General features: G+C 38.8%; 12 protein-coding genes. All 12 read left to right on the top strand.

Translation table 11 applies throughout. The features are described from left to right. The 12 genes from JYB65_RS05070 (at position 1) to JYB65_RS05015 (ending at position 12,648) form a co-directional block, all read left to right on the top strand. Positions 1-684: a DUF6320 domain-containing protein gene (locus JYB65_RS05070; protein ID WP_280634478.1), complete on the top strand. Its 684-nt coding sequence runs from the start codon at positions 1-3 to the stop codon at positions 682-684. 218 nt (positions 685-902) lie between these two features. Then, the gene (locus JYB65_RS05065; protein WP_206581504.1) at positions 903-2,105 is read left to right on the top strand and encodes an ABC transporter substrate-binding protein; all 1,203 of its coding nucleotides are present in this window, start codon (positions 903-905) and stop codon (positions 2,103-2,105) included. A gap of 21 nt (positions 2,106-2,126) precedes the next feature. Then, the gene (locus JYB65_RS05060; RefSeq protein WP_206581503.1) at positions 2,127-3,311 is read left to right on the top strand and encodes an ABC transporter substrate-binding protein; all 1,185 of its coding nucleotides are present in this window, start codon (positions 2,127-2,129) and stop codon (positions 3,309-3,311) included. A gap of 106 nt (positions 3,312-3,417) precedes the next feature. Continuing rightward, a complete protein-coding gene (locus JYB65_RS05055; protein ID WP_206581502.1) occupies positions 3,418-4,608 on the top strand; it encodes an ABC transporter substrate-binding protein in 1,191 nt (396 codons plus the stop codon). A 172-nt stretch (positions 4,609-4,780) separates the two neighbouring features. After that, entirely contained in the window at positions 4,781-5,962 is a 1,182-nt protein-coding gene (locus tag JYB65_RS05050; RefSeq protein ID WP_206581501.1) for an ABC transporter substrate-binding protein, read from the top strand. Positions 5,963-6,248: 286 nt separating this feature from the next. After that, positions 6,249-7,127, top strand: a complete 879-nt coding sequence (locus JYB65_RS05045) for a branched-chain amino acid ABC transporter permease (protein ID WP_206581500.1) — start codon at positions 6,249-6,251, stop codon at positions 7,125-7,127. A gap of 3 nt (positions 7,128-7,130) precedes the next feature. Next, complete coding sequence (locus JYB65_RS05040) at positions 7,131-8,078, top strand: branched-chain amino acid ABC transporter permease (RefSeq protein ID WP_206581499.1); 948 nt, start codon at positions 7,131-7,133, stop codon at positions 8,076-8,078. 14 nt (positions 8,079-8,092) lie between these two features. Further along, a complete protein-coding gene (locus JYB65_RS05035) occupies positions 8,093-8,878 on the top strand; it encodes an ABC transporter ATP-binding protein (protein ID WP_206581498.1) in 786 nt (261 codons plus the stop codon). Beyond that, the gene (locus JYB65_RS05030) at positions 8,871-9,578 is read left to right on the top strand and encodes an ABC transporter ATP-binding protein (RefSeq protein WP_206581497.1); all 708 of its coding nucleotides are present in this window, start codon (positions 8,871-8,873) and stop codon (positions 9,576-9,578) included. The genes JYB65_RS05035 and JYB65_RS05030 overlap by 8 nt, the downstream gene beginning before the upstream one ends. A gap of 1 nt (position 9,579) precedes the next feature. After that, positions 9,580-10,224, top strand: coding sequence for a CBS and ACT domain-containing protein (locus tag JYB65_RS05025; RefSeq protein ID WP_206581496.1), 645 nt, complete (start codon positions 9,580-9,582; stop codon positions 10,222-10,224). Positions 10,225-10,558: 334 nt separating this feature from the next. Further along, positions 10,559-11,110: an HD domain-containing protein gene (locus JYB65_RS05020; protein WP_206581495.1), complete on the top strand. Its 552-nt coding sequence runs from the start codon at positions 10,559-10,561 to the stop codon at positions 11,108-11,110. Between the two features lie 98 nt (positions 11,111-11,208). Next, on the top strand, positions 11,209-12,648 hold the full coding sequence (locus JYB65_RS05015) for a D-alanyl-D-alanine carboxypeptidase family protein (RefSeq protein WP_206581494.1): 1,440 nt from the start codon (positions 11,209-11,211) through the stop codon (positions 12,646-12,648). Positions 12,649-12,902: the final 254 nt, after the last annotated feature.

Here is a 12,902-nt window from a genome sequence, read left to right as displayed (position 1 = left end):
TTGAAAAGGAGGCGGATCATTCTGTACTGTAAACATTGTAAAATTCACATTACCGGGTTTCATACGGTTTGTCCGTTATGCCAATGCAAACTGGAAGAAAAAACAGATCAAAAGCAAAGGAACTATCCCGTACTTGATGTGGATGAAAATTTGATGAAAACACTGTTGGATATTTCCATGCTGATATCAGCGATTACAGCGATAATTTGCGTAATAATCAATTATGCCGATTTCTCCGGGACTTGGTGGTCTATTTTTGTAGTAGCCGGAATTCTATGCGGCTGGATCATTATCGGCATAGGACTGCCAAGAAAAGCGAATATAATGAAAACTCTTCAGTGGGAATTATATATTACTTGCACACTTGCCATCCTATGGGATATCTTTACGGGTTGGCACAGATGGTCTATCGAATTCGTACTGCCTTATGCTTGCGGCATGACAATGATTTTAATGACTATATTATCCAGCGTTTTGAAAAAAACGCCAAGAGAATATATGATTTATTCCATTTTGGTACACGTTTTAGGATATGTTCCCATCCTGCTTATTGCACTAAACCTGGTAAAAATGGCTATACCATCCATCCTTTGCATAACGTGCAATATTATATTGACGTCGGGGATTGTATCCTTTAACAGAAATGCAGCGTATAGAGAAATGAAAAAGAAATTTCATTTGTAATATAATTATTTTGATTCACAAAAAAACTGCTTAAATTCAGAAGAATTAAGCAGTTTTTTTATCTGCTAGGAAATATCGTTACCGGAGACGTTTTGTATTGTCATAAACTATAAATAAGAGATAAAAAGAAAATATTGAACATAAATGAAAAAGCCAATGCACATAATTTAGAAAACATAAAATTAGTATTGACAGAAAATCGAGGTGATGTAAAAAACATGAAAAGATATTCTCTTGCTTTATTATTGATCGTTGTCTTATTAATTGGATTGCTTTCAGGCTGTGGAGGAGATAAAGAGACAATTAAGGCGACCCAGGCAGAAGCTAAAATTGGTCTCAATTTAGAATTGACAGGCCCGCTTGCTTATTACGGCGAAGGTACATTGAATGGAATGACGATGGCTGTTGATGAAATTAACCAAGCTGGCGGTATCAACGGAATGAAAATTAATTTGATTGTAACCGATAATAAATCAGATCCGGTTAGAGCGGCTTATCTACAAAATAGACTATTAACAAGAGATGGTGCAATTACTACTGTAGGACCCTCTACCTCCTTCAACTTTATAGAGACAATTCCTGCGGCCATGGAAAATAGAATTCCTACGATTGCAAGTCACTCTACTGCAGATGAAGTAACCGTAGATCGAAACGGAAACGTCTATGCATATGTTTTTCGTACGACTTTTAATGATTCTTTTCAAGGAACCACAATGGCGAACTTTGCTCTAAATAATCTCGGTGCCAGAAGAGCGGTCACTATTGAAGAACAAAATAATGTTTATTCCGAAGGCCTTGTGAGAAGCTTCACGAGAGCTTTTGAGGAAGGCGGAGGCACCATTGCTTCTAGTAAAATTTATCAAAAAGGAGATAAAGATTTTGAGTCTATGTTAAATGAAATTAAACAAGAAGAGTATGATGTGATATTCTTGCCGGCTTATTTCCAGGAGGCGGGACTTATCATCAAACAAGCTCGGGATGCCGGAATCACGCAGCCTATTCTTGCTACAGACGCGGTGGACACTCCGGTTTTATTGGAGATTGCAGGACCTTCAGCTTTAAACAACGTCTATTTGACAACGGACTTTTCGAGTCTGAATACCGATCCTAAGGTTCAAAATTTCATTGCAGATTTTAAGAAAAAATTTGGAACGGAACCGATCTCTTCCGATGCCCGAGGCTATGATACAGCCTATTTCATTGCAGATGCAATCGAACGTACCGGCTCACTTGATCCTCAAGTTCTGACCGATGCATACGCGACTACTGAAAATTTTAACGGAGTAACCGGCACGTTCAGTATGGGGCCAGAACATAATCCGATTAAATCAATTTTGGTAATAGGTCTCGTAAATGGAGTTCCTACTACCAGCGTTGAAGTACAACCACAACCACAACCTCAACCTCAACCTCAACAATAAAACAAATTAGGTGGTGTGAATATGAAAAAATATTCTTTTATAATATTGTTTATCGTTGTTGCAGCAGCGGGGTTATTTTGGGGAATAGGAAACTTTAAGAGTAATGTAGCAGCGGTAAATGATTCTGCCGAAGAAGTGAAGATTGGTATGAATTTAGAATTAACAGGCACATTTGAATATTATGGAATTTCAGTAGCAAATGGTGCTTTATTAGCATTCGAAGAAATTAATCAAGCTGGCGGATTCAACGGGATAAAAATTGTTCCATTGAAAGTGGATAATGTATCCGATCCGGTAAGAAGTGCATTTCTAGCAAATATATTAGCTCAAGAAGGGGTAGTTTCAGTGATAGGCCCATCTATATCCGATGACTTTATTCAAACAATTCCTGCCGCTATGCGATATAAGATTCCTGCTGTTTCGGCTACTGCTACTGCTGATGAAATTACCGTTGATAGAAGCGGTAATGCTTATGACTATGTGTTTCGTATTAATTTTAACAGCTCGTCTCAAGCAGATCAGATGGTAAAGTTTGCTTTAAATAATTTAGGAGCTAAAAATGCAGTTGTTGTTCGAAAGCTTAATAACATTTATTCAAATGGGCTTGCTCAAACTTTTATGAAAGTATTTAAAGAAAATGGAGGGAACATTGTTGATTTAATAAATTACACCAGTTATGAGACAAATTTTGAGCCGTACCTCAGAAGAATTCAAAGAGAAAACTTTGATATCATTTATTTACCTGGATATGATTCGGAAGCAGCAAATTTTATTAAACAGGCTCGTGAACTTGGTATAACACAACCGATTTTGGGTGGCGAGGCTTACGACACACCCGAACTTTTTGAAATAGCAGGGGCATCTGTTTTAAATGATGTATATTACACTACTGATTTTCTAAGATCAAATCCAGATCCAAAGGTTCAAAACTTTATTGCTGCGTATAAAGAAAAATACGGCGTGGAACCCTTTATGGATAGTGCCCGAGGATATGATAGTGCCTATTTTATTGTGGATGCTATGAAAAGGGCAGGTTCAGACGATCCGCAGGCGATTCGAGACGCCATGGCGTCCACTGAAAATTTCACTGGCGTGACCGGTACATTCAGCATGGACGAAGAACATAATCCGATTAAGACGATCTATATAATTGGTTTGGAAAACGGTATTCCAACTCAAAGAATAGTAGCAGAGTCTACACAATAACCAGTTATTTGGAAAAATCTATTAAATCAGTTATTAAGATTTTATTTCCATCACAAAGATTCAAAATTTTATTAGAGCGTGTAATAAACAATTTGGTGGTGTGAACATGAGAAAATATTCTCTTATAATATTATTTATCGTCGTCGCTGCGGCAGGCTTATTGTGGGGTTGCATAGAAAGTTTTAAGGAAGATAGACAAACGATAAATGGATCTGATGAGGAAGTACGAATCGGTCTTAATTTAGAACTGACTGGTCCGCTTGAATCCTATGGTATAGAGCAAGCAATGGGTGCGTTAATGGCTTTTGAAGAGATCAACCGAGCAGATGAACTAAGCGGAATAACAATTGTTCCATTTAGAGTTGATAATCAATCCGATGCGGTTCGATCTGCATTTTTATCAAATCTGTTAATGACACAAGAAGGGGTAGCCGCTGTTATTGGACCGGCTACATCGAATAACTTTATAGCGGCCATTCCTGCTGCCGTATATAATGAAATTCCTATTGTTTCCGCCACTGCTACTGCAGACACAATTACTATAGATAGATATGGAGATGCCTATGACTATGTATTTCGCATTACCTTTACGGATTCCGTACAGGGAAAGAGTATGGCAAACTTTGCAATCAATAATTTAGAGGCTAAAAATGCTGTCATTCTCCGAGATCTAAACAGCGTTTATTCGGAGGATCTTGTACAAAATTTTGTGAGAATTTTTAGAGAAAACGGAGGCACGATTGTAGATTTAATAAATTATACAGGCAATGGTAGAGATTTTGAACCTATCGTTAACAGAATTAAACGGGAAGATTTTGATGTGATCTATATGCCCGGATACTATCAAGATGCGGGGGATTTTATTAAACAGGCTCGTGAACTTGGTATTACAAAACCGATTTTGGGTGGAGATGCTTACGATTCACCGATGTTAGCTGAGCTGGCCGGGACATCTGCCTTAAATAATGTCTACTATACCAGCGGTTATTCACCTCTCGATCAAAATCCATTGACCCAAGATTTTATTGTTGACTATAGAGAGAAATATGGAAGGGACCCAAATGCATTCAGTGCATTTGGATATGATGCGGCTAGGTTTGTGGCCGATGCCATTCAGCGTGCAGGATCGGGAGATCCGGAGGCGATCAGAAATGCGATGGCTTCAACAGAGAATTTTCCAGGTGTAACCGGTATGTTTAGCATAGGCGAGGATCACAATTCGATAAAGCAGATTTATGTGATCAAATTAGAAAATGGTGTCCCTGCACAAAGCATAGTAGTCGAACCTATAGAATAGTCAATTATTTGAAAGTAACTATTAATCTTTATGAACCAGAGTGTTTTTTGTGTGACTATACAAAAAAATAAAAAAAACATTGGTTAATTAAAAAAAATGTTGCACATTATTTAAAAAAAACATAATATAGTATTTAAGTTATTTTAAATTAAATCAAGGTGGTGTACAAAAGATGAAAAAATGTTCTCTTATTTTATCGCTAGTCTTTGTCTTAGTAGCCGGATTATTCACTGGTTGCGGCAGCAAAGCTACGGAAGGCAGTGATACTGATGCGAAGGAAGTCAAGATCGGTCTTAACTATGAATTAACAGGAGGCGTAGCTTCCTATGGTGAAGCTTCCGCAAAAGGTATTATGATGGCTTTTGATGAAATCAATGCAGCCGGTGGTATCGACGGAATGAAAATCGTTCCGGTAAAGGTTGATAATAAGTCCGATGCAGCTGAAGCTACTTCCTTAGCTACCAGACTGATGACACAAGAAGGTGTTGTAGCTTGTCTTGGACCTGCAACATCAGGAAACTTTATGGCAACCATTCCGGTTGCAATGGGAAATAAGGTTCCTATCATTTCCGCTTCTGCAACTGCAGATGAAGGCGTTACGACAGATAAAAACGGAACGGTAAATGATTATGTGTTCCGTCTTTGCTTCAATGACTCTTTCCAGGGAGTTACAATGGCAAACTTCGCTTCTAACAATCTAGAGGCAAAGAAGGCTGTTATCATTCAGGATAAGTCTAGTGACTATGCCGAAGGTCTTGCTAAGAACTTTGTGAAGACATTTGAAGCTGCCGGTGGAACAATCGTTGCTAAGGTAGGCTATGTAACAAAGGATAAGGACTTCAACTCCATTCTTACTAGCATTAAGGGCAAAGATTTTGACGTAATCTTCCTTCCAGGATACTATCAGGAAGCTGGACTTGTAATCAAACAGGCTCGTGAACTTGGCATTGATGCTCCTATCTTAGGTGCAGACGGATTTGACTCTCCGGTTCTTCTTGAACTTGCAGGAACTTCCGCTTTAAACAATGTATACTTCTCCAACCATTATTCTTCACTTGATCAGGATCCAATGGTTCAGAACTTTATTAAAGCGTATAAGGAAAAGTACGGTGAAGAACCAAATGCATTCAACGCACTTGGATATGACCTTGGAAAATATATTGCAGATTCTATTCAGCGTGCTGGATCAACGGACCCTACAGCAATCAAGGAAGCCCTTGCTTCTACAGAAAACTTTGCGGGTGTAACTGGTTCTTTCAGCATGGGTAAGGATCATAACCCAATTAAGTCGATCGTAGTAATCGGACTAAAAGATGGTGTTCAGTCAACAAGTGTTAAGGTAGATCCTAAATAGGCGTGACCGTTTACATTAGTCAAAACTCATAACCTGTATAGGTATCGAGGATTATGACAAAAAAATTTCTAACGTAGTTAGATCAAGTGCCCAGTCGGAAATGGACAAGCTTTTATTGGCGGACATGTACGGCGAGGCACTTCTTTCCATTCAAATTAAATCAACGCTGTGATTTATATTTGTTTGATTTTTTAATTGGTATAAGATATAATAGTTAAGTTAGAGTATTTTTCTGCTCTAACTTAATTGTTGTTTAGTGCATTAAGTTTTTTTGGAGGTGCAAACCTTGGATCAATTTTTACAACAGATGGTAAATGGTATTTCTTTAGGCAGTATTTACGCATTGATTGCCTTAGGATATACAATGGTTTACGGAATTATTAAACTTATCAACTTTGCGCATGGAGACGTGTATATGATAGGTGCATATATAGGATTTGCAGCTACTACTTATGCGAATCTAGGGTTTTTACCAGCACTTATTATATCCATGTTAGCTTGTGCATTTTTAGGGGTTGTGATTGAAAAGATAGCGTATAAGCCGCTTCGACTTTCTTCTAGAATAGCCGTACTTATTACCGCTATCGGTGTGTCCTTACTTTTGGAATATGTAATGATGTTCTTCGTGGGAGCAGAGGTTCGTTCCTATCCGAAATTATTGTCGGATCAAAAATTCCATTTAGGTGGTGTTATTATCAACATGCAGCAGATTTATATCGTTTTAACTGCCGTTGCTCTAATGATATTACTTCAATTTATTGTACATAAAACTAAGACAGGCAAAGCCATGCGTGCGGTATCCATCGACCAGGATGCAGCTCAGTTAATGGGCATTAAGGTAGATAAAACGATTTCATTTACCTTTGCAATCGGTTCTGCTTTTGCAGGTGCAGCAGGTGTTTTAGTAGGAATATATTACAATTCAATCGACCCTCTTATGGGAATTATGCCGGGATTAAAAGCCTTTGTCGCAGCGGTATTCGGCGGCATTGGAAGTATTCCGGGTGCAATGATCGGCGGACTTTCCATTGGCGTTATGGAAACCCTTGTTTCTGGTTACGGTAATTCAATGTATCGAGATGCAGCAGTATTTGCGTTCTTAATTATTATTTTGATTCTAAAACCAGCAGGGCTTCTTGGCAAAAATACAAGAGAGAAGGTGTAATAAATGAGATCATTAACAAAAAAGAATCTACTCATTCTAGGTGCGATTTTATTGACCTTTGCTATTGTACAGGGCTTGCTGTCCGTAGGTATTTTAAACAGTTTTTATGAAATTACGATTGCATTAATTTGTATTAATATCATTTTAGCCGTAAGTTTAAACCTAGTAACCGGTTTTACCGGGCAATTTTCGCTAGGGCATGCAGGATTTATGTCCATTGGTGCCTATGTTTGTGCCATCATCAATATGCAGATGAATTCAACTGCAGGATTTTTGCTTGGCGTACTGGCAGGTGCTGTAGCAGCTGCTATTGTCGGTATTTTAATCGGCATTCCAACGCTTCGATTAAAAGGAGACTACTTGGCTATTGCTACATTGGGCATGGCTGAAATCATTCGTGTTGTTTTCCTAAATTTAGACATTACCAATGGAGCAGCCGGATTAAATGGTATTCCGAGATTTACAAACTGGCTATGGTTATACTTCTTTATGGTTGTGACGATTGTATTAATCAATAACTTTATTAAATCCTCTCATGGACGTGCATGCATTTCCATTCGAGAAGACGAAATTGCCGCAGAATCGATGGGTATCAACACAACAAAATATAAGGTTATGGCTTTTGCTATCGGTGCTTTTTTTGCAGGAGTGGCAGGTGCCCTTTATTCCTCTTACTTCTATTTCTTAAAGCCCGACCTATTTGGTTTCCTGAAGTCGATTGACATCTTAGTAATCGTTGTATTAGGAGGCATGGGAAGCATTACCGGTTCGGTGATTGCCGCCATAGCACTTGCTGTTTTAACGACTTTCTTACAGTCATTTACTGCGGTACGTATGATTGTTTATGCATTGCTTTTGGTTTTGATTATGATCTTTAGACCACAAGGTATCATGGGGACAAAAGAGATCAATGATCTTTTCAAATTCGGCAAAAAAAATAAAATAGGGTAAAGGAGGAGCCAATAATGTCATTACTTACAGTTGACAAATTAACAAAGTCCTTTGGCGGTCTTACAGCGGTATCCAATGTAAGTATGCATATCGAAAAAGGAGAATTGGTAGGACTTATCGGCCCGAATGGAGCAGGAAAAACCACCTTATTCAATCTTCTAACCGGAGTGTATGTACCGACATCAGGAACAATCAAAGCAGATATTGACGGACAAATTAAAGAAATCGGAGGACTAAAGGCATACAATGTAACAAAAGCAGGTTTTGCCAGAACGTTCCAAAACATTCGATTATTTAAAGATTTAACCGTATTAGATAATGTCCGTATTGCCATGCACCAAAATGTGAAATATGGACTTGCTTCTGCGTTCTTGCATTTGGATAAATTTCATAGCGAAGAGGATGAAATCGTTGTGGAAGCAGAAAAATTACTGGATATTTTTCATTTATCGCATAAAAAAAATGAACTGGCTAAAAATTTACCTTATGGAGAGCAGCGCCACTTAGAAATTGTGAGAGCGTTGGCTACAAAGCCATCTTTGCTGCTGCTCGATGAACCGGCAGCCGGTATGAACCCGAATGAAACCGCTGCACTGACGCAAACCATCGAATGGATTCGTAAGGAATTTAATATCGCTATTCTTTTGATTGAGCATGATATGTCCTTGGTTATGAAAATCTGTGAACGCATTTATGTATTGGATTACGGTATGATGATTGCTTCCGGAAGACCGGAAGAAATCAGAGCCAATAAAAAAGTTATTGAGGCGTACTTAGGGGAGGATGTAAACAATGCTTGAGATAAAAAATCTTAATGTACATTATGGCGTAATACATGCCCTGAAGGATGTTTCATTAACGGTAAACGCTGGCGAAATTGTTACACTTATCGGTGCAAACGGCGCCGGAAAAACAACTACATTGCGTACGATTTCAGGTTTAAATAAAGCAACCAGCGGGGAAATTCTGCTGGAAGGAAAAGATATCACCAAACTCACTGCGCCTGAAAGGGTAGTAATGGGTATTTCTCAAGTACCGGAGGGCAGAAGAATTTTCCCTCAAATGAGTGTACTGGAAAATTTAGAATTAGGCGCTTTTTTAAGAAATGATAAAGCGGAGATAAAAAAAGATATTGAAAACATCTATAAACGTTTTCCTATTTTAGGGAAACGTAAAAAACAGATGGCTGGAACCCTCTCCGGAGGAGAACAGCAGATGCTTGCAATGGGTCGAGCATTGATGTCAAGACCGAGAATTCTTTTACTGGATGAACCTTCTATGGGTCTTGCCCCACTATTAGTTCGAGAAATTTTTGAAATTATAAAAGATATCAATAGTACAGGAACTACGGTTTTGCTTGTAGAGCAGAATGCCAGTATGGCACTGTCTATTGCCCATAGAGCCTATGTTGTCGAAACCGGTTCTATTGTATTAAGCGGAACCGGTGAAGAGCTGGCTAAGAGCAATGAAATTCAAAAAGCTTATTTAGGAGGGGAATAGTATGTATGTAAAAAGCAAAATGACCGCAAATCCATACACCATCGCGTATAATGCACCGATTACGGAAGTCATTGAACTGATGCGTGAAAAGAACCTAAAAAGAGTCCCAGTTGTTGACGGGGAGAAAGTTGTTGGGATGCTCACTCACAGCGATATTCAGAAAGTGTCGCCGACAAAAGCCACTACTTTAAGCATTTATGAACTAAATTACTTGTTATCTAAAACGCTGGTAAAGGATGCCATGACGAAAAATGCAATCACCGTATCTCCGGATGCCCTCTTAGAAGAGGCCGCTGTACTCATGCGTGAAAACAGGATCAGTTCATTGGCAGTGGTTAAAGATAATCGGATTGTCGGTATTATCACCGAGAGCGATATTTTTGATTCTTTTATTGACCTGCTAGGATTTAAAGAAGTAGGAAGCAGAATTACCATTCAAGCTGCAGATGCACCAGGTGCCCTTGCAGATATTGCTGAAATCTTCCGATCTTTTGACTCCAATATTACTCGTATTGCAGTGTATAGAGGCTCCAATGGAAAGAGTGATGTAGTCATTCGTACGAATACAATTAACACCGATCAGATTGAAAAACAACTAAATGAGCGCGGATATACGGTGGAACATATTCTGAAAAATCAGGGATAAATCTATTGTTGATGATTTTCTAAACTATAAAAAAGAAGCGGTTTAACTTCCGCTTCTTTTTTTAAAAGGTAAAGCTGGTCAAACGAAAATCTTCATAGCAGGAACAAGCAAAAAGTGCTATAATAGGCAAATGGATTAAGAAACATTTTGAAGGTAAAGATTCCTCGAAGAGGACTTTTTTATTATGTAGGAAATATCGCTTCAGCGATATTGACGGAATATCAAAGAAAGCACCTTAACCGTTGTCGCCCTTGAGGCGACATGTGGAAATAGGAATCTTTGATTCCGTCATTTCCACTTTTTTTATTTGAAAATAAGGAGAAACGAATCAATAATGATAGATAAACATAATCTTTCAACCATTAGCGGTAAACGGTTTAACCCTACGAAAGCGAAAATAGGAGACATTTTTATAGAGGATATTGCTCATGCCCTGTCATTGATTTGCAGAGCGAACGGACATTTTAACCTCTTTTATTCCATCGCACAACATAGTATCAATTGTGCAAAAGAGGCAGAGGCTAGGGGTTATTCGAAGGAAGTTCAATTGGCTTGTCTGATGCATGACGCATCGGAAGCCTATATTGGAGATGTAATTAGTCCTTTAAAGAGACAGCTTTCCGATTATGTGGTTTATGAAAAAAATTTGCAAAACACCATTTTAAAGGCGTTGAAGCTTCCTGCGCTGACGCCGGCGGAAGAAAAATTGGTAAAAGAAATTGATGACTGCCTGCTTTATCATGAATTTAAAACGTTGCATGGAGATGAGCTTTTCGATTATGTACCGGATATTCATATCATGGTGGAAAACACGGAAGTTCATCATAGTGTCATTGAAGCGCAATTTTTGTATTTATATTATCACTATTTTTCTGCGCTTGGCTAAGATTGTGTGAATATTAACCCACCATTAAAAATATCATAATAATAGCATACCTGTAGCTGCTTAGCTAAAGCAGCAGCTGAGGGACGGGGAGGGGAATTATGAGTATTTTTAATAGAAGTGGTAATAAGAATAAAATAAAAAAAAGACTAACCAGATGGAAAAAAACAGCCATTGTGGCGAAAAGTCAATATAAGCTTCCTATCGTAAGATTTCTATCGATAGCGATGGTGGCAGTTTTGGTGGTAGGAGGCGGATTTATGGGTATTAGCTCTTTCATCCCGGAGGAGCGTTCGATCAATTTATCCGAAACACCGGCCATGGCTGCTGTTGATAGCGTGAGAGACAAGGCAGCAAGTGAAAGTGTGACGACTGCGAAGACGGAACAACCTTCGCAGAATCAAGATAATAGCAATAATGCAGCATCGAAAAGCGGCGATATTAATCCAAGCGGAATGACTGTGGACGCAAAATCCGCTGTTCTCATGGATGCTGACAGCGGTACGATTCTATTTTCGCAAAACGGAGATGATCCTTTGCCGCCTGCTTCTGTTACAAAAGTTATGACCATGCTTCTGGCTATGGAGGCTATCGATCAAGGTAGGGTCTCTTGCTCCGACATGATCACAATCTCTGAACGTGCAGCATCCATGGGAGGTTCTCAAATGTATATGGAACCGGGTGAGCAGCATTCTTTAGAAGAATTGATGGAAGGGATCTCCATGGTTTCCGCAAATGATGCCTGTGTTGCAGTGGCAGAGTATTTGTCCGGCAGTGTAGAAATTTTCGTTGAGAATATGAATGCAAGAGCAAGAGAGCTTGGTATGGAAAATACGCATTTTGTTAATACCAACGGATTGCCTGTCGCAGACCACTATACAAGCGCACATGATATAGCTATTATGTCAAGTGAACTGATTAAACATAAGAAAACACATGAATGGTTTACCAATTGGCAGGATACGCTGACCGTGGGATTACCGGGTAAACAGAAGGAATTTGGATTGACTAATACAAATAGACTAATCAAGCAATATTCCGGTGCCAATGGAATAAAAACAGGATTTACTCAAGAGGCAGGTTATTGTTTGTCCGGTTCTGCAACGAGAGACGATATGACTCTTATAGCCGTTGTTCTGGGTTGTCCGTCTTCAAAGATTCGATTTGCTGAAGCTGCAAAGCTTTTGGACTATGGATTTGCTACGTATGAGACGGTAAAATTAGCGGAAAAAGGGGAGCCGCATGGATTGGTTGAGATTCAAAAAGGTCAGCCGAACTATATTAATGCTGTAGCCGGCAGCGATATTTCCATTTTAGTAAAGAAAGGTGAAAAAGATTCCGTTACCTTTGAAGTAGAACAAGATAACAAGATAAAAGCCCCAATAAAGAAGGGCGCTAAGTTAGGAGAAATTGTTGCTTATCAAAACAAAAAAGAAATAGGCAGATATCCTCTGATAGCAGAAGAATCTTCAAAAGAAGCAACACTGGTGGATTTATATCAGAGAATTACAAAAAGCATGATTAATACAGAGAAGGAATAAGTTTAGAGGAATCCAATGGTAAATTCATTAGATACTGTACTTCGAGCTATGAATCAATATACAAGAAAATCAAGAGAGGCAGTGCATTGCAACCGCCTCTCTTTTTCATGCGAAATTCTTATAGTGCCGGTTCTGCAAGAGCCCAGTAAGTCTTACGTGAAATTTGGTTGATATTTCTTGTGCAATCTGTTTGATTTTTTTAACGGTGACATTAAGCCAATCAATAATAGCAGATAGTGTGTGCCTCGCATATT

The sequence above is a fragment of the Clostridium aminobutyricum genome, assembly GCF_017255415.1.
Classification (GTDB): domain Bacteria; phylum Bacillota; class Clostridia; order Peptostreptococcales; family Anaerovoracaceae; genus Aminipila; species Aminipila aminobutyrica.
This window is presented reverse-complemented; position numbering and strand designations above follow the sequence as displayed.

Excerpts from the sequence above, each read along its gene's own strand:
- JYB65_RS05015 (WP_206581494.1), top strand. The coding sequence starts at position 11,209 with ATGAGTATTTTTAATAGAAGTGGTAATAAGAATAAAATAAAAAAAAGA.
- JYB65_RS05065 (WP_206581504.1), top strand. The coding sequence starts at position 903 with ATGAAAAGATATTCTCTTGCTTTATTATTGATCGTTGTCTTATTAATT.
- JYB65_RS05055 (WP_206581502.1), top strand. The coding sequence starts at position 3,418 with ATGAGAAAATATTCTCTTATAATATTATTTATCGTCGTCGCTGCGGCA.
- JYB65_RS05035 (WP_206581498.1), top strand. The coding sequence starts at position 8,093 with ATGTCATTACTTACAGTTGACAAATTAACAAAGTCCTTTGGCGGTCTT.
- JYB65_RS05040 (WP_206581499.1), top strand. The coding sequence starts at position 7,131 with ATGAGATCATTAACAAAAAAGAATCTACTCATTCTAGGTGCGATTTTA.
- JYB65_RS05025 (WP_206581496.1), top strand. The coding sequence starts at position 9,580 with ATGTATGTAAAAAGCAAAATGACCGCAAATCCATACACCATCGCGTAT.
- JYB65_RS05020 (WP_206581495.1), top strand. The coding sequence starts at position 10,559 with ATGATAGATAAACATAATCTTTCAACCATTAGCGGTAAACGGTTTAAC.
- JYB65_RS05030 (WP_206581497.1), top strand. The coding sequence starts at position 8,871 with ATGCTTGAGATAAAAAATCTTAATGTACATTATGGCGTAATACATGCC.
- JYB65_RS05060 (WP_206581503.1), top strand. The coding sequence starts at position 2,127 with ATGAAAAAATATTCTTTTATAATATTGTTTATCGTTGTTGCAGCAGCG.
- JYB65_RS05050 (WP_206581501.1), top strand. The coding sequence starts at position 4,781 with ATGAAAAAATGTTCTCTTATTTTATCGCTAGTCTTTGTCTTAGTAGCC.